The organism is Shimazuella alba, from assembly GCF_009831235.1.
Classification (GTDB): domain Bacteria; phylum Bacillota; class Bacilli; order Thermoactinomycetales; family Thermoactinomycetaceae; genus Shimazuella; species Shimazuella alba.
This window is the reverse complement of record NZ_WUUL01000004.1, coordinates 107,571-125,177: the sequence shown is the minus strand read 5'-3', so window position 1 is coordinate 125,177 and position 17,607 is coordinate 107,571. Positions and strand designations below refer to the sequence as shown.

Annotated in this window: 18 protein-coding genes and 1 pseudogene; 7 read left to right on the top strand and 12 right to left on the bottom strand. The window is 40.0% G+C overall.

Annotation, left to right across the window (positions count from 1 at the left end; all coding sequences use genetic code 11):
* The first annotated feature begins 111 nt into the window (after positions 1–111).
* Both GSM42_RS07425 and GSM42_RS07420 read left to right on the top strand, forming a co-directional pair.
* Positions 112–417, top strand: a complete 306-nt coding sequence (locus GSM42_RS07425) for a hypothetical protein (protein WP_160800920.1) — start codon at positions 112–114, stop codon at positions 415–417.
* Between the two features lie 77 nt (positions 418–494).
* The gene (locus GSM42_RS07420) at positions 495–869 is read left to right on the top strand and encodes a hypothetical protein (protein WP_160800919.1); all 375 of its coding nucleotides are present in this window, start codon (positions 495–497) and stop codon (positions 867–869) included.
* A 170-nt stretch (positions 870–1,039) separates the two neighbouring features.
* Here GSM42_RS07420 and GSM42_RS07415 read toward each other — a convergent pair whose 3' ends face one another.
* The 6 genes from GSM42_RS07415 to dcd form a co-directional block, all read right to left on the bottom strand.
* Complete coding sequence (locus GSM42_RS07415; protein WP_160800918.1) at positions 1,040–1,498, bottom strand: hypothetical protein; 459 nt, start codon at positions 1,496–1,498, stop codon at positions 1,040–1,042.
* Positions 1,499–1,756: 258 nt separating this feature from the next.
* Positions 1,757–2,017: a hypothetical protein gene (locus GSM42_RS07410; RefSeq protein WP_160800917.1), complete on the bottom strand. Its 261-nt coding sequence runs from the start codon at positions 2,015–2,017 to the stop codon at positions 1,757–1,759.
* Positions 2,018–2,087: 70 nt separating this feature from the next.
* On the bottom strand, positions 2,088–2,672 hold the full coding sequence (locus GSM42_RS07405) for a hypothetical protein (protein WP_160800916.1): 585 nt from the start codon (positions 2,670–2,672) through the stop codon (positions 2,088–2,090).
* Between the two features lie 14 nt (positions 2,673–2,686).
* Entirely contained in the window at positions 2,687–3,682 is a 996-nt protein-coding gene (gene holA / locus GSM42_RS07400) for a DNA polymerase III subunit delta (protein ID WP_160800915.1), read from the bottom strand.
* Positions 3,683–3,693: 11 nt separating this feature from the next.
* The gene (locus GSM42_RS07395) at positions 3,694–6,081 is read right to left on the bottom strand and encodes a DNA internalization-related competence protein ComEC/Rec2 (RefSeq protein ID WP_160800914.1); all 2,388 of its coding nucleotides are present in this window, start codon (positions 6,079–6,081) and stop codon (positions 3,694–3,696) included.
* 76 nt (positions 6,082–6,157) lie between these two features.
* Positions 6,158–6,715: a dCTP deaminase gene (gene dcd / locus GSM42_RS07390; RefSeq protein WP_160800913.1), complete on the bottom strand. Its 558-nt coding sequence runs from the start codon at positions 6,713–6,715 to the stop codon at positions 6,158–6,160.
* Positions 6,716–7,315: 600 nt separating this feature from the next.
* On the opposite strand from dcd, the gene GSM42_RS07385 reads away from it, so the two are divergent.
* Positions 7,316–8,506 carry an ornithine--oxo-acid transaminase gene (locus GSM42_RS07385; RefSeq protein ID WP_160800912.1) on the top strand — a complete coding sequence of 397 codons (1,191 nt, stop codon included), beginning with the start codon at positions 7,316–7,318 and terminating at the stop codon, positions 8,504–8,506.
* An 85-nt stretch (positions 8,507–8,591) separates the two neighbouring features.
* Here the strand turns inward: GSM42_RS07385 and GSM42_RS07380 are convergent, their stop codons facing one another.
* From GSM42_RS07380 to GSM42_RS07360, 5 genes are all read right to left on the bottom strand, one after another.
* Positions 8,592–9,203 carry a helix-hairpin-helix domain-containing protein gene (locus GSM42_RS07380; RefSeq protein WP_160800911.1) on the bottom strand — a complete coding sequence of 204 codons (612 nt, stop codon included), beginning with the start codon at positions 9,201–9,203 and terminating at the stop codon, positions 8,592–8,594.
* A 127-nt stretch (positions 9,204–9,330) separates the two neighbouring features.
* Positions 9,331–9,570 carry a hypothetical protein gene (locus GSM42_RS07375; RefSeq protein ID WP_160800910.1) on the bottom strand — a complete coding sequence of 80 codons (240 nt, stop codon included), beginning with the start codon at positions 9,568–9,570 and terminating at the stop codon, positions 9,331–9,333.
* Between the two features lie 54 nt (positions 9,571–9,624).
* A complete protein-coding gene (locus GSM42_RS07370) occupies positions 9,625–9,780 on the bottom strand; it encodes a hypothetical protein (RefSeq protein WP_237446511.1) in 156 nt (51 codons plus the stop codon).
* Between the two features lie 74 nt (positions 9,781–9,854).
* Entirely contained in the window at positions 9,855–10,871 is a 1,017-nt protein-coding gene (locus GSM42_RS07365) for a sugar phosphate nucleotidyltransferase (protein WP_160800908.1), read from the bottom strand.
* Positions 10,868–12,172, bottom strand: a complete 1,305-nt coding sequence (locus GSM42_RS07360) for a UDP-glucose dehydrogenase family protein (protein ID WP_160800907.1) — start codon at positions 12,170–12,172, stop codon at positions 10,868–10,870. The genes GSM42_RS07365 and GSM42_RS07360 overlap by 4 nt, the downstream gene beginning before the upstream one ends.
* A 193-nt stretch (positions 12,173–12,365) precedes the next feature.
* Here GSM42_RS07360 and GSM42_RS07355 point away from each other — a divergent pair, with 193 nt between their 5' ends.
* The 4 genes and pseudogenes from GSM42_RS07355 (at position 12,366) to GSM42_RS07340 (ending at position 16,583) form a co-directional block, all read left to right on the top strand.
* Positions 12,366–13,865: a CotS family spore coat protein gene (locus tag GSM42_RS07355; protein ID WP_160800906.1), complete on the top strand. Its 1,500-nt coding sequence runs from the start codon at positions 12,366–12,368 to the stop codon at positions 13,863–13,865.
* A gap of 2 nt (positions 13,866–13,867) precedes the next feature.
* Positions 13,868–15,019, top strand: a pseudogene (locus GSM42_RS07350) (glycosyltransferase family 4 protein); the annotation flags it as partial.
* 17 nt (positions 15,020–15,036) lie between these two features.
* Positions 15,037–15,990 (top strand): NAD-dependent epimerase/dehydratase family protein, encoded by a 954-nt coding sequence (locus GSM42_RS07345; RefSeq protein ID WP_160800904.1) that lies wholly within the window; start codon positions 15,037–15,039, stop codon positions 15,988–15,990.
* Positions 15,991–16,094: 104 nt separating this feature from the next.
* Positions 16,095–16,583 carry a hypothetical protein gene (locus tag GSM42_RS07340; protein WP_160800903.1) on the top strand — a complete coding sequence of 163 codons (489 nt, stop codon included), beginning with the start codon at positions 16,095–16,097 and terminating at the stop codon, positions 16,581–16,583.
* Positions 16,584–16,639: 56 nt separating this feature from the next.
* Here the strand turns inward: GSM42_RS07340 and GSM42_RS07335 are convergent, their stop codons facing one another.
* On the bottom strand, positions 16,640–17,575 hold the full coding sequence (locus GSM42_RS07335) for a phosphotransferase (RefSeq protein ID WP_160800902.1): 936 nt from the start codon (positions 17,573–17,575) through the stop codon (positions 16,640–16,642).
* Positions 17,576–17,607: the final 32 nt, after the last annotated feature.

The following is a 17,607-nucleotide window of genomic DNA, read 5'->3' as shown; positions in this document are numbered from 1 at the left end:
TTTCTCGCTCACAAAGATATAAAAAAGAGCAGTCATGACTACTGCTTTTTTGGCTCTTCACTTACTTGGATGGGGCTGATTACCTAAGTAACCAGCCCTAGAACTCAGAACATGGAAAATCGCAGATCACTCATCAAACGGATTGATCTTTCCCATCCAACGGAAAATAGCAAGCCAGTCCTTATCACTCAGATTGTCAAGCACTTCATCTGTCGCATCACAGACACCCCTTCACAACCTACTGGGAAGGCTCTGATGATGCTTCTGTCGCTTCGCTGCTGGCGTCGCCCGAAGCTGACGCTTGATTTCCTCATTGCTAGGCGGCTTCTGTTCTCCCACTTTTCCTCCATTCATGAATTCCAGTTTGCAACTTTATTCTATCCTCTTTCTTGCTACTTGAAAAGAACTATCAGATAAAGGAAATCTATTAAATCCTTTTCATTTTGAGTAAATTCATATTAAAATAAAATTAACCGATCAAGAAGGAGCCGCAATTGCGCGAATTCATCCACCAGGTCCTTACCTGGGTGCTTCACCTGTTCTCTTCCAACAAGGAGGTTTCCTACAACCAATTCTACTATCCTCCGGAGACGCATCAGCCTCTCCCTGTCGATCGGAAGATCGAAGACCTTTCTGAGCTGACGTTCACAGATGTTCATTTCGTCGATGGCAAGCCAGTTCGTCTCATTCTGATGGGCTTCGCTTTCTTGTACACCGACTTCCAGCCTATCGGCAACGGGATTCACCAGTTCAGCTACGATGGCTACGTCATCCTGAGGGGAAGTGGAGGAGAAACGATTCCCGTGAAGTGTGGTGATCGATTCTACATCACTTGGGCAAGAGAGTTCCACCTTCTCCCTCGCGGTTGAGAAGGTAAACTCTACCGACCTGAGTGAGGGCCGGTATCCACATGGATACCGGCCCCTGCAATTTCGCGAATTTATTTATGTACAAATAGTTATATAAGTTTTTCGTAATATTTTTGTGGGTGGTCGAATTTGCAACCACCCTGTTGATGGTGTACACCATCAATGTTTATCTACTTTTTCACCCATACAAGGTAATCCCAGATACACCAAGGAAGGACCTCGTAAAGTGATCGGTGATCCCTGTTCCCATTCTTGGCTTCATTAAGGACTGTCAGAGCAAATCGGAAGATTACGAGAAACTCATCTACATAGTTCTTATTATTCTTCGCAATCCTAAACATATTTACTCGATCGTCCCAGACAAGAAGTTGAGTGAGTTCTCCATAGACCTTCTCTTCAAAGAAGCCACCCTTTTCCGGATCGATCTCCTTAGCTTCACAAATTACACCCCTACAGAGATAGTAATTCAGCCCCTTGATCATCTCATGAGCCTTTTGATACTTCTCAGAGTCTGTATTCCCCCGAATCTTCTTCAAGTTCTCGAAGACCTTAATTGCGTCTTCTACACCTCGGATAGCGAGACGAATCGCTACTGGGGAAATCTTTTTGTCTCGGTGAAGAAACTTCATGCTGATCTCCAAAGTGTCCTAGATTTCTTCTTTCCATACTAGGATAGCATTTTATTAAGTTTAGTAAAAGAATCTTTTTCATATATTAATCCATACATTAGAAGAGTACTTTTTTGAATGTCTACTACCCAAATAATTTGTGGAGTAAAAATAGAAGAGATCTCTTACACATTTATACCAATGAGCTCTTGAAAATATATCAGCTACAAAATGTTGCACCCTCCTTCTCACTCAGGAAGGAGGGTGCAGAAACAGCACTCACTTATCAGTGTTGATGAAACAACCAACTCGAATACCGCTGGTGTCAAACTTGCTCGAAGGTGTCCCATTCGGGTAGACATCCCACTCACCAGCAGGGTTCTGCCAAAGCACGTAACCAGCCTTACGTAGCTTATTTCGAGCTTCCTCTGCCTTTTGATGAGTGATCGGAATGCCGTATGCAGGACCCAAAGGATCCTTTTCAAGCCCAGCGATTTCAAGGACTTTGTTCTGAAGCCAGTACCGTTCATGATTGCTCATAGTGCACTCCTTCTATCTGTTTAGCACTATTGACCCTTCCATTATAGCAATATTAAGTATGAAATACACTTCATATAAACTTCCGCGACATAATACTCACGACAAAAATCGCAATAACCGTCATCACCAACGCAACAATCGCGAACACCATCGCAAATGTTCGACGATCCGCTGCATAAACCTTTAACTGTTCATAGGTTTTATTATCCAATCTCCGTGCATGAAACAGTTGGTTTCCATTTCCGATCCATAAAAGAATAGCAGAAACGGCGAAGATGATCCAATAAGGGATTCCATCAATAAAAGCTAACTTAGGATTACGGATAAATGCTTGGATGATAAAAAAGATAGTAGCTGCGACTTGAAGAATAGCAAAAGTAATATGATAGGAGAACCATGCATCTTTCAGTTTATTTTTTTCATAGGTTTGCAGTTCCTTCATCCTTGGAAACAAAAGATAGAGTGGTTGTGGTGATCGAAACATAAAAAAGCCAATTGGCGAGATCAGAAAGATAGCAGCTAGTACTAGATAAACCACTAAACCAGTGGCCCTGCTAAAAATAACACCATAGGCAAGTATGCCGTACAATAGGAAAATGATATTGGTATAGAGTAATTGTTTTTTTCGTAGACTCCGTAAATGTGCTTGTTCCATCTTTACACCCTTCTTTATGCTGTTATCCTATGTATTTCCATAAATATTTGTTCTACTGCTTGTACTTTTTCTATTTTACCAGATTTGATATCTTGATCTGCTGTAATTGCCATTGCTAAACATTTTTTCAATTGTTTCTCTGAGAATGCACTTGAATGTGAAACAGCTAATTTGATTGGATAAGGGTGCACCCCTAGCATTTTGGCAATCTCACTTGCTCCCATTCCACGAGCAGAGAGCACTTTCGTTTGATATAATATGCGAAATTGTCTTGTCATCAAAGCTAGTATGCGAATAGGTTCCTCTTTTTGCGTGAGTAAATCCTCCCATATCTGCCATACATCTGCAATCTTTTTCTCAGCTAATTTTTCGGTAAGTTGAAACACATTGCTTTCTAATGTACGGGGAATAAGTTGAGCGATGATTTCTTCTGTAACAGTCCCTTTTTCTCCTACATAATTCGCTAGTTTTCTACATTCTTGATCCAAAAGCCGCAAGTCATTTCCTACTACTTGAATAAAATGGATACATACTTCACGCTTTATCTTAACCTCATAACAACGAAATCGGTTTTCCACCCATTTTAGTAATGCTTGTCCTTTCAACATATCAAATTTGGTTATGGATGCTACTTTCTCCATCTGTTTCACTAACTTTTTCCGTTTATCTAATTTCTCGTTTACAACAGTAAAAACAAGGGCAGTTCCTTCACTTGGTCTAAGAAGATAAGCAAGTAGAGCATCTATGTTATGATTTTGTTCTCGTTTTGGCTTGGCTGTAGTAAAGAAAGCAGCATTCTTTGCTAGTATTAATCTTTTTCCACCAAAGAAAGAGGGAGTTTCTGCTTCTTGGATTACCTGTTCTAAAGGAATATCATCTAGATCGAGTATCAGCAGGTTCCAATCCCGCTCTTCCTCTGGTACTTGTGATCGCAGTTGATTACATGCTTCTTCCATAAGAAAAGATTCTACTCCATAATACAAAGAAACAGCAGGCATTTTTTCTATCACGCAGTTGGTCATCACCTTTCATTGCTTTCCAGCTGATATCCTCTTTGATCCACTTTTACTAGGATAGCCCCCTGTTGATCTGTCCTCCAGATGTGAGCCCCAATCTGGCGCAGACGCGCAAGCACTTCCGCTTTTGGATGACCATATCGATTATGTTCTCCAACAGATATGAGAGCTTGTTTTGGTTTCACAGCAGACAACCAAGCATCATGGGAAGATGTATTGCTGCCATGATGGGCTACCTTTAAAATGTCGATAGCTGGCAAACGAAACCGAGCCAGCACTTCCTCTTCCACAGGCAGCTCCATATCCCCAGTAAAAAGGAGTTTGGTTTTATATATTGATAGTAACATAACGATCGATCCATTGTTGGTATTTCCTGAAGAGACAGTAGTCAAAGGATGCAAAATTTGAACATGCATCCCACTCTCCATCCACCACTGGTCAGAAGAACCAACTACTCTTATGGGAATATGTTTTTTCTGAATCGTCGAGAGCAGTTGTGATTCAAATTTGTCTGCTGGCGGTGCTCCGCTGTGCAATACTTCACCAATCGAAAATCGCTTCACTACCGCCTCCAGTCCTCGTATATGATCTCCGTCACCATGAGTCATGATCATCGTATCAATATGATTAATTCCTCGATAACGCAAATAAGGAACCACTACATCTCTGCCAACTTCAAAAGACTTTTTCCTCTTTTGCCACGGTTTTTTTTGACTCGGCAGCGTTCCTCCACCATCCATAAGGATTATCTTTCCTCCAGCTGTCTCGATCAGTGTTGCATCGCCTTGCCCCACATCTATGATCGTGATCAAGGTAGTCTCCATCGAGCCTTTTGCTCCCACAGTGATTATAACAAGCAAAAAACAAAGTGCTGGTAAGGTAACAAATTTTAACCTTCGTACAAATAGGAGATCCGTTACGATGGTGACATAAGTAAACCAAAAGAGAAAGAAATAGCATAGAACCCATCCTAATGCAGGAGGAGAAATAGAGTATGTCAAATGAGGCAATTTAGATATACCAGTTAATAACTGATCCATGCCAGACATGATCCATGAGGTGAGAGTCGCGAGTGCTACTCCCCATTCGATAGAAAGATAACTAACCAGTAAGGACAGGGTGGAAAATGGCAAAATGACAATGCTATAGACAGGGACAAAAAACAGATTGACTGGACCGGACAACCATGAATATTGATAAAAGGTGCAAATAATCACTGGAAAAGATACCACTTGGGAGACTATCATTACAGATAGTGCTTGTCGAAACCGATACCCAGGAACAGGCAGATGATGCGTGAGAGGTTCTACATAAAGAAGCAATCCCAATGTTACCAAAAAACTAAGCTGAAAGCCCGGTTCCCATAACTGATAGGGATTCCAAAGTAATTGAATCAATAAAGCAAGCGCGAGGAAGGAGACTGCATCTGATGTTCGACGTAAAAGTACCGCTACTAACATCATGCCAGCCATAATAACAGAGCGAACCACTGGCGCACTGCTACCAGTTAAAATAGCATAGAATGGCAAAAACACGAGAATGATGATAGCTACTCGCTCTCTGGTAATCCCACAAGAAATCAGCAAAAAATAAAGACTTCCCACTAAAATAGAAACATGAAGACCAGAAATAGATAAGACATGAACCAAACCGAGTGTAGAAAAAATCTCTTGTGTATCTTGGTTTAATGTTTGCTGTTCTCCAAGTATCATCGCTTGCAGAAGTCCTGCTTGTCCAGAAGATCCTGGATACAACAGTGCCAGGCGATCATGTAAAGATTGACGCAACTGTGCAATCTGCGAAGTGAGTGTTGCTTTGCAGGACAACACCTGAAATTGTGAGACAGATGGCACTTTTGCCAGCCAATGGATACCATAGTGGTGTAAATATTGGGCATAGTCAAATGCTCCTGGATTTTTCGCGGTTGGTGGTCTTTCTAGTTGAATGGGAACTTGTACATAACAGCTCGTTTGCCACTTGCGAATTTGCTCGAGCTCATGAGGATGCTTTGCAGTGCTGGTAACACGTATCGTTTCAGATGAAATTTGTTGTATTTTTCCATTTTCTGTCAGATACTGCATCGCAAAATCAAAACGAATGGTATCTCCATCTATCACAGGAGAAGTAGTAATTTGACCAATCGCATTTATGGAAGTAGGATGTGAAAAGGAAGAAATATTTTTTTCATGGTAAAAGGAAAAATAGGATGACCCAGTAGAAATACCTATGATTAATAAAATAAGGGGCATCCCTTTCATGAATTTTGCATAAAAGAGACACCCCATAACCCAAAAAGAAATAGTGATCTGCCAGTAGCTATCCAGCTGCATTTGATTTGCAAACCATTCACCAATCACCCAACCAAATGTAAAACAAACCAATGGTCGATACACTCCATCCGCTCCTATACCAATTGCTAGATTAGAGTGAATTTACCATATATTACAAAATGCGTCAAACATCTATTCGCTATACTTTTGGTAGAGTGATCCCTTGTTGATGCTGGTATTTTCCTGATTTATCTTTATAGGATACTTCACATACTTCATCACTTTCTAGAAAAAGCACCTGACACAATCCTTCATGGGAATAAATTTTCGCAGGTAATGGTGTCGTATTGGAAATTTCCAATGTAACATGCCCTTCCCAACCAGGTTCAAACGGAGTAACATTTGTGATAATTCCACACCGAGCGTATGTAGATTTCCCTACACATATCGCTAACACATTGTCAGGAATGCGAAAATACTCGACTGATCTTGCCAAGGCAAAGGAGTTTGGAGGAATGATACATACCTCTCCTTTGTAATCGATAAAAGATTTCTCATCAATCGCTTTTGGATCGATAATTGGGTTTAATGCATTATGAAATATTTTGTATTCGTCAGAAACACGTAAGTCATAACCATAGCTGGATAATCCAAAACTAACAGATTCTCCTTTTCCGATATTTCGTTCTACAAAAGGTTCAATCATTTTCTGTTCTACTGCCATCGTGCGTATCCATCTATCTGACTTTATTGTCATAGACTATCGATCCTTCCTTGTACCTATTTATTTGTTCATATGTAGGAGTGACGAAAAATTGCAAAATCGAAGACTTTCACCAACGAGAAAAACCTGGATCACTTCGTATATTCTACTCATTGTAACCTTTTTGGTCTACTGGTTATTTGTAAAAGAGCATAGCTTTCTATCCGGAGTCTTTATCAGTTATTTTGTCTCCTGCCTTCCTCACAATTGGTTTCTATATAGAAGATACACCCTGCCATTCGTGATCAGAATTTGGCAAAAACATTTTCCCCATTCTGAAGATACATTTATTGGCAAACTTTTGACTCGATTTATCTTTCATTATGTTCACCTCTTTGCATTCTTCTTTCTTTATTCTTTTGCTCTACTGATCTGTTATTTTTTATGGTTAGTAGAAAAACAAATACAACTGACAAGGTGATACATATGTATTTTTATTCATTTCTTTTCTTTTTTAAATCAAAAACGACTCATTATCTATTTTTTTCTGTACATAATAGTATTCATGATCATGCTTAACTAAACATTTCATTGCGCTTGTGAAAACGTTTCCGTTAAAATAGAATTATTAAATATTTTTATGGAGGAATAACAATGTCAAAAAATGCAGCTATTATTGATCTAACAGATAAATATGGGGCAAAAAATTATCATCCTCTTCCTATTGTACTAGTTGATGGAGAAGGAGTTTGGGTTACGGATGCAGATGGAAATCGTTACATGGACATGCTCAGCGCATACTCAGCTCTTAATCATGGACATCGTCATCCTCGATTGATTCAAGCATTAAAAGACCAAGCAGATAAAATCACCTTAACATCCCGAGCTTTTCATAGTGACCAACTTGGACCATTTTACGAAAAAGTAGCGAAAGTCACCGGCAAGGAAATGGTTCTGCCGATGAATACAGGTGCAGAGGCAGTAGAAACAGCAATCAAAGCCGTCAGGCGTTGGGCATATGATGTAAAAAAAGTAGCAGCAGATCAAGCAGAAATTATTGTATTTGCAGATAATTTCCATGGAAGAACGGTCACGACCATTTCCATGTCCTCTAATCCAGATTATCAACGCGGATTTGGTCCTTTGACTCCAGGATTCAAAGTCATTCCATATGGGGATATGGAAGCGTTAAAAAACGCGATCACTCCAAACACCGCAGCAATTATATTGGAACCTATTCAAGGAGAAGCAGGTATTATCATTCCTCCAGAAGGATTCTTAAAAGAAGCATACGATATTTGTAAAGCAAACAATGTACTCTTTGTTGCAGACGAAATCCAAACCGGTTTTGGTAGAACAGGGCAATTATTTGCATGTGATTGGGAAAATGTAAAGCCAGATATGTACATCATGGGGAAAGCACTCGGTGGAGGAGTAATGCCGATCTCCGCAGTAGCTGCTGACCGTGAGATATTAGGAGTGTTTGAACCTGGTTCTCATGGTTCGACTTTTGGAGGAAACCCACTTGCTTGTGCAGTTGCGATCGCGGCATTAGATGTATTGGAAGAAGATGATCTGCCTACACGTTCCCGTGAGCTCGGTGAATATTTTATTGGTGAACTTCGCACGATTGAAAATCCAGTAATCAAAGAGGTTCGGGGTAAAGGTCTATTCGTCGGAATGGAACTGCATGAAAAAGCACGTCCTTACTGTGAAAAACTGATGGAAGAAGGACTGCTCTGTAAAGAAACACATGATAATACCATCCGATTTGCACCACCGCTAACCATTACAAAAGAAGAGTTAGATCAAGCAATCGCTTTGGTAAAAAAAATATTACAGTAAAGCTTGAAAGCTCCTATGCCAATAGGAGCTTTTTTATCTAATGAAGCAAAATAGGGGAGATCATTAAACTCCCCTTTCATCTTTCCTAACTTACATAAAGTTTTTCCTTGATTCGCTCCAAGGTACGTTCCCCAATACCAGACACCTGAAGTAACTCCTCGACTGAACGAAAACCACCATGCTCACCACGATACTGAATAATCGCTCTCGCTTTCGTCGGACCCAATCCTTCTAACGTTTCTAACTCTTCCAAAGTAGCAGTGTTCAAATTGATTTTCTTATCTGCTTCCTTATTCTGAATCGGAGAAGCTTCGGTTGGAATTTGCTCTCCCTTTTTAGGGATGTAAATCATCGAACCATCTACTATCACTTTCGCTAAGTTTATCCGATTTACATCAGCAGACTCTGTAGCTCCTCCAGCTTTTTCTAACACTTGATACAGACGAACAGGACTAGTTAATTTATAGATCCCAGGCTTTTTGACTGCACCTTTGACATCAATAGTTGCAAATTGAGGCTCTTTCTTTGCCTCCACTGTTTTCACTTGTGATTGCTGTTGCTGATACATTGGTAAAGAATTATTTTGCAATGGTAGATCTTCTTGATTCCAGAGCAATGCACCAATTGCAAAAACTAATATTGCCACCAAAGCGATTGCAAATTTTTTTTCCCGTGGGGACCACGTAAAAGGACTCATATACCAATAACCTCCAAATATAACTCCTTTATCAATTCGCATTTGGATGATCAACTTCCTACCAAAAAGGAATATTATCCCAAAAAATGTTACGAGCGGTAGTGATAATTCACTACCGCTCGCTTACTCACATGTCCTTCCGCTTTGTCTCCCAATACTCAGAACTTGCAGGATGCTTGGGATTTAGACTCACACCATCCCTATTATAGATGGGAATGCCATTGCGTACTGCATCCGTAAAAGCATCCGTTATTGCTTTGTCTGTGATTTGTGGTGGAACAATTTTGCCAAGTCGTCGATACTCTCTTCGGATACTCTCCTTGACAGAAAGAAGTGAGCTCTTAACCCGATCTTTGGCGTTTGCCATGTTAACTCCTCTATTGTCGGGTTGTTATAGGATTGCATTCAGTATAGCAACAAATCAAGTAGCAGGGAAGTTCTTACCCTGCACTTTTTTCTCTTTGTTTGCTTCTACTGCTTCACCGAGAGGGGTTCCTTTTTTCGCTAAACGTTCATCTCGTTCTTTGCTAGCACCTTCTGCATGTAATGTTTCATTTTTTTGCTGTTCATCCATCATTTTTCCTCCTTTTTTGCGTTCAGTATTTCCGGTTTCCATAAAAAATACCCATCCGTTTATTTGAGATAGGTATTTTACTCCGATATAGACATACTTGAATGATCACCTAACACCAATTGAATAGCATTCGCCTGTGTTGGTTGTTCTCCTAATAGCCGTGCGTGCTGTCCAAATACACTATCAGCAACAGGTCTGGGAAAATCACGTATGGTCGTATTATCCAAACAAATGCTTTGAGAAATATTGCAGTTATCCAAGATTGCATTATCGCCGATTGTGACAAAAGGTCCAATGATGGAATCGGTCAACACACAATCATCACCAATGACTACAGGTCCTTTGACGACACAATTTTCTAACTTTGTATTTCTTCCGACTTGGATATCTGTTCCGAGCAAGTCATTTAGCATCCATTTGTTAGCTGATAACCACCGGTCTATTGTACCAACATCGGTGTAGTTTTCCTTTGTAACCGAATAGGAAATGGCATATCCTTCATGGATCATCCACTGGATCGCATCTGTAATTTCATATTCTCCTCTTGGCGATGGCTGTATCGATCGTATGGATTCGAAGATAACAGGTGAAAAGTGATACATCCCCATGACTGCCAAGTTACTTTTGGGATGAACTGGTTTCTCCACTATATTCACTGCACGATCTTCAATGATTTCAGCAACCCCATAATCACTTGGATTTTCGACTTCAGACAATAGGATCGATCCATCATTTCCTTGAAAAGCTTGAATCAGTGTCTCTATTGGTTCCTTTATCAGATTGTCCCCTAACAAAAGAACAAAGGAATCATCACCCATATAAGCTTCTACCAATTTAAGAGCATGAGCTATACCTAATTGCTCCCTCTGATAAAAAATCTCTGGTTTTGGCTTTATTTGCGACAAATAATGAATAAGTGGCTGCTGTTCTGGGTGCACGACGACAGCTATATTCTCAATTCCAGCTTTGTAAAATTTTTCTAAACAATAATCAACTAAAGGACGGTTGATGACCGGCAGCATTACCTTAGGAGTGGTCAAGGAAAAAGGCTGCATTCGGGTACCTTTTCCTGCACATAAGATTACACCCTTCATGATGTGAACACTCCAACCCCTGTGTAATGGTAGCCCCAATTCTCCATTTCTACTGGATTTAATGCATTTCTTCCATCAAACAAAATTGGTTTTGCAACTATTTTTGCAGCAGTTTTCCAATCCAGTTTCACAATCTCTGGCCATTCCGTTGCTAAAATAATAGCTTCTGTATTTCGGATTGCTTGTAATGGTGTTGCACAGTAGTTCACTTCTGGATAAAGACTGCTTGTAGCTTTCATTCCTTTTGGATCAAAAGCAGAAACCGCAGCACCATTTTCCATTAAAAAATCGAGAATTCTTAGTGCTGGTGCTTCACGAATATCATCTGTATTCGGCTTAAAGGTGAGGCCTAACACAGCAATCTTTTTATTTTGTAAATGGCCCATACATGTCTTCATTTTTTGACAAAACCATTTTATCTGAGAGATGTTCACTTTTTTTACTGCTTGTAACAAAGATAATTCAACTTCTGCATCTTTGCCTATTGCTAGTAAGGCTTCCGTATCTTTTGGAAAGCATGAACCACCATAACCGATCCCTGCATGTAAAAACTTTTCTCCTATACGACTATCCATGCCCATTCCTCTTGCCACTTCCGTTATGTCTGCACCTACTCGTTCTGTTAGACGTGCAAGCTCGTTCACAAACGATATTTTTGTTGCTAGAAAAGCATTAGACGCATATTTGATCATTTCACTATTTCGTACAGAAGTGAACAATATTTTATCAGCTACTTTATGATATAACTCATTCATTACTTTTTTTGCTTGAGATGAGCTGCATCCGATAACAATTCTTTCTGGGTATAGGGCATCTTGCAAAGCTCGCCCCTCCCTTAGAAATTCAGGATTGGATACAATCTCAAAGGGTATAGAAACTCCTCTCCTCTTTTGTTCATCTTGTATGATGTGACTTACCACATCACATGTACCTACTGGTACTGTACTTTTTATCACGATAATTTTTTTCCTATTCATTACTTTTCCCAATTGTTTTGCAACTTCTTCTATATAGGATAAGTCAGCTCTACCATCAGCTGAAGCTGGTGTCCCTACTGCGATCATCACAACTTGACATGTATCGATATCAGATAAATCTTCTGAGAATGTAATCTGTTTTGCTTCCATCAAAGAAAGCAGATTCTCTTCCATCCCTATTTCGTAAATAGGAATGATTCCTTTGTTAAAAGAAGCGATTTTCTCCTTATCTACATCAATCCCTAATACTTGATGCCCATGTAAGCCCAAAGCAACACTCATGGTAGCTCCGACATAGCCCATGCCAATCACTGCAACGTTCATGACATCGCCTCTTTCATCTCTATACTTCTTTGGTGATTCTTAATATATGTTTGGTATATATTACTTGATCCATAAAATTATTCTATTGATGATACAGACACCTATTTTTTATAGAAACAGATAGCTGCCCTTCCCAATCTTTCCTACAAACATACTGTGTCACAAATGAAGAATTTGAGTGGGAGGGCTTTGAATGAAGGAAAGTGAATATATCATTCAGCCTTGGGGCACTGCTGAACAAGATACAGAAGATGTACCAATTGAACTTACCAATCTAGCGAAAAAAGTCGCAACACAATATGATATGAAACTAAATAGCCTAGAGATGATTACCTCCAAACCAGACAAAGGCGGCGCCATTTGGCGAATCGATACGAATAAAGGTATGCGTAGTTTAAAAGTACTGCATCGAACACCGGAGAGAAGTTTGTTTAGCGTAGGAGCGCAAGAATATCTCGTCAATCAGGGTGCGCGAGTACCAAAGCTAATTCCAGCCAAATCAGGAAAAAATTATGTAGAAGCTGGAGGAAAACTTTGGATTGTAACAGACTGGATTGATCTAACTCCCGCTGATCAAACAACTATCGAGGGATTTGGAATGCTCTGCTACGGTTTAGGAGAATTTCACCAACATTCCAAAGGTTATGTCCCTCCTTTTGGTTCCAAATTTTCCAGCAGACTTCACAATTACCCAAAGCAATATGAAAAAATGGCAACGAAAATCAATTGGTTCCGGGAATTAGCACGTGCTTATCCAGAGATGCCTGCTAGTCGGATGTTATTTCTCATGGTCGATAAATACGAACGTCAAGCAATCAAGGCTTTAGAACGATTAAACACTACTCCATACTATGAACTAATTGCAAAAGGGGAGCAACATTGGGGCTTAGCCCATCAAGACTATGGCTTTTCCAATGGGCAACTCGGGCCAAAAGGAGTCTGGATAATTGACCTAGACGGAGTGTCTTTTGACCTTCCAATTCGTGATCTTCGCAAGTTGGTTACTAGTTCCATGGAAGACAAAGGGGTTTGGGATGTGGAATGGATGAACGGAATGATTCAAGCTTACCATCAAGCAAATCCCATCAGCCCTCAATTATTCGAAGTTTTCCTCACAGACATGATGCTGCCGAATGAATTTTATAAACATGTGAAAGAGATCATTTTTAGTCCTACAACCCTGATGAATGAGCAACTAGAAGCATTACTAACCAATATCGAAAGCCAAGACGCTACCAAGTGGACTGCACTGCAACAACTAAGTAAGGAATGGAAAGTTGGCGGAAAGAACATTCCAAACTGGGAGAAATTCTCTCGAGAAAATGCACCAGCAAAAAGATTCCGCAAACCTGTTGAAACACCTACTGAAGTGGAATCGCCCAAACAAGAACCAACAGAAACACCTGAATCAACACCTTCACCAGTCCGCACTCCTGTTCGACGCAAAAAACGCAGGTTAGTTCCTAGACGTGGAAGCAAAGCACCTTTACAAAGAAACAAACGTATTCCTTTACAAAGAAAGAAACGCACTCCTTTACGTTCTCCGAAGAAAGCCCTTGATCGCGGCCCGAAGCGAAAGAAAAAATTATCCCGCAAAACTCCTTTACAAAAGCAAAGAAAAGCTACACGCAAAACGACGTTTCGTAGGAAAAAAATAAGTAACTATCCCTTGCAAGGAAAAAGGGAGGTATAAACATGAATATTTTAATGATTTGTACGGAAAAGCTACCAGTTCCCTCTGTTCGTGGTGGAGCAATACAAACATATATAGATGGTGTATCTCCACTCCTAAGTAAACGACACAAATTGACGATCCTAAGTGTAGACGATCCCATTCTTCCTAATAGACAAACATTAGCTGGCATTAACTATGTGCGAGTACCCGGGAAATTACCAGACATTTATATCAAGCATGTCATCGAGTATCTACAAGGAAATGTAAAGAAGTATGACTTGATCCATATATTTAATCGCCCAAAATTTGTTCCACCCATTCGCAAAACAGCACCACATGCCAGGCTGATTCTCAGTATGCATAATGACATGTTTCTACTAGAAAAAATTCAACCTACTGATGCAGTAGCTGCCATTGAATCATTAGAAAAAATCGTAACCGTCAGTAACTATGTTGGGAATACCATTGCCAAGCAATATCCACAAGCGGAGCCTAAATTAAAAACGATCTATTCGGGAGTAGATATAAAACGATACATCCCTAGTTCTGAACTAGTTCGAAAAAAAGAACGCGATGCACTTCGTCGACAGCATAATTTGCAGAACAAAAAAGTAATTTTGTTTGTAGGCAGATTAACTGCTAAAAAAGGTGTAGATAAATTAGTCCTTGCGATGAATACATTAAAAAAGAAGCACTCGAATATCGCTCTTGTTCTTGTTGGAAGCAAATGGTACAGCGATGATGGTATTAGTGACTATGTCGCATATGTCCATGCATTAGCCCAACGTTCTACAGTACCCGTTATTACCACAGGATTTGTAGATCCAAAAGAAATCCACAAATGGTTTTGGGCTGGAGATATCTTTGTCTGTACATCCCAATGGCAGGAACCATTAGCCAGAGTACACTATGAAGCTATGGCAGCAGGGTTACCGATTGTAACCACAGCTCGTGGAGGAAATCCAGAAGTTATTCAAAGTAGAGAAAATGGACTAATTGTACAAAACCCAGAAGATCCAGAAGCTTTTGTCAACTCTATCTCCACTATTCTCTCGAATCCGGCACTGCAAAAGCATATGGCTGTAACTGGACGAAAACTAGCTATACAAAACTATGGATTTGAACGAGTAGCAAAGGATATTTTATCTGTCTGGGAAAGCAAAAACGAACAGAAATAGAGGAAACTTTTATGTCAAAAATACTTGTAACCGGATGTGCTGGTTTTATAGGTTCCACACTATGTGAGCGTCTATTGCAAGAAGACTTTGATGTAGTGGGGATTGATTGCTTTCGTTCCAATTATGAACGAACAACAAAAGAGCGAAACCTATGTTGGCTACTTCAGCAACCTAGGTTTCATTTTCTGGAAAAAGATCTGATTTCCGTGTCCCTTTCCTCTATCTTAGAAGGAGTAGCGTATATTTTTCACCTCGCCGCTCTTCCAGGTGTCCGTACCAGTTGGGGAACAGATTTCAAAGCATATGTGGACAACAATATTTTGGTTACACAACGACTTTTAGAAGCTGCGAAAAAAGTACCAACGCTAAAAAAAATAGTATATTCATCTTCTTCCTCCATTTATGGAGGTATGGAAGGTCCCACGACAGAAGATCGTATACCAAATCCAATCTCTCCTTATGGAGTAACAAAACTTTCTGCTGAACAACTTTGCCAGTTGTATTATAAAAATTTTGGCATACCAGTTAACTCATTGCGCTACTTTACCGTTTTTGGTCCAAGGCAGCGACCCGATATGGCTTTCCATCGCATGATCACTCGGGTTTTAAATAATCAACCCATCCCCATTTATGGAGATGGTCAACAATCGCGTGATTTTACGTATGTAGATGATGTTGTTACTGCTAATCTTTTAGCTGCATTCTCCTCCTGCGAGGGAGAAATATTTAATATTGGTGGTTTGTCTCATCTATCAGTCAAAGAAGTAATCTCATTAATTGAAATCTATACGGAAAAACCAGCACGCAAAAATCACCTCCCCCCTCAAGCTGGTGACCCGAAGCACACATGGGCAAATATCTCCAAAGCAAAAAAATTACTTAGCTATCAACCTATTTTTGATATTGAAAAAGGAATCGCGCTACAAGTACAAGAAATTAAGAAAAATCTTTCTTCAGATTTATGACATAAGATAAAATTTTTAACTTTTTGTATGCACATTTTCGTGATGTCGTTATAATAAAATTACCCGTATAGTCACAAACAAAGAGAGGAAACGGGAAGATCATCATGAAGCATCAACTGCACGTCACTCATCGGGAAGACGGTCGTACCAAGGTCTCGTTCCGTGATTCACACGTACTTTGTACAGGTGAAATTATCGAAAACGGGGATGGAACCTTGACTGTCCATCCTATTGAAAAACCAGCCAAAGTGCTCGCTTGGGGCAAGTGGAGCATGACCGTCCAGAAGGGGGAGATTCGTATTGTTGCGACCTGCAACGATCTGCGAATCACTGCTATGGGATCAAGCAGGCTCGTAGTGAAGAATACTCCCAGTCCTGATCAAAAGCTTTTTACAGCTAAGAGTGAGGGCATGTTGGAGTACCATTTTGGTGGTTGTGGCTGTAGCGAGAACCGAGTTAATGTATTCTCGGAGGAAGGAAAAGCATCCATGAGCTTCCCTGACCATGAAACCATCACTGGCAGGTCACTGGCCTATACAGGTCATGGCGGCCTGATCTATGTCAACAGCGCAAGGGTGGTTACCCTCACCTAACACAGATCACAGCTAACAGCGCTGGGTGTAGATTTACGACTACACCCAGCGCCACCTCACCTCTCCCAGTAGGATGGAACCAATCGTTTCCATATAGCCTCTTTTGCCATCTCTTGCTCCCAATCCGTTACCATTACTTTCCCATCCAAATATGCATATATTATACTTTCTGGAACAAGGCTTCTCGTACAAATATGATATAGATCAGCTTGACTTAATGGAGATACTTCTTCATAACCTATTAAAAGCTGCTCTACTGCTTCCTGGTTCCATGAATGAAATCGAAAATGATACATCAATAGCTGAGCAATATCTTTACCAATGGCATCATACGTAATCCGCTCATAATCAATGAGCCATACCTTTTGATCTCGATCAATCATAATATTTTCTTGATGTAAGCTACCATGACATAGATGGGTAGTTATCGCCGGATACATTCTAAACTGATCTTTTGCTCGTTTCATTCGATCTAATAACCAATACTTTTCAGCTGACTGGTCCCATGGTCTATGGTATTTTATTTTATTATATTGTTGTATAAACCAAATCCCCCAAGGTCTGCGAATTCTCTTTTTTGGGATATAGCTGAATGGATAAGAAGATATTGCATGATGAAAAGCAGCCAACGCTTTCCCTGCTGAAAACAACCAATTATCTGCATGTACACTTACCTCTTCTACCTTTTGAGGGAGCCACTGCTCTACTACATAATCATCATTTTGATAGGAAAGTAGTAATGTATTTGTTTTTGTTTTTCTGAGAGATGATGTTTCTGCAAATCCGCATGTATGGAGATGATGTAGTACCGAATGAATAAAAGCAATATCTTTAATTTTTCGTGCGTTTTTAAAGGCAACCGTACCTTGATCTGTTTCTAACTTATATACCGCACGAACTTTCTGAACCTTCTTTACCTGATAACCATAATATCTCTCCACTAACTCTTGTACCTTATCTGGCGCAAGATCTGTTTTCGCCTTTATCTCCAAAACATTCACCTTCTGTTGTACAGATGCTACAT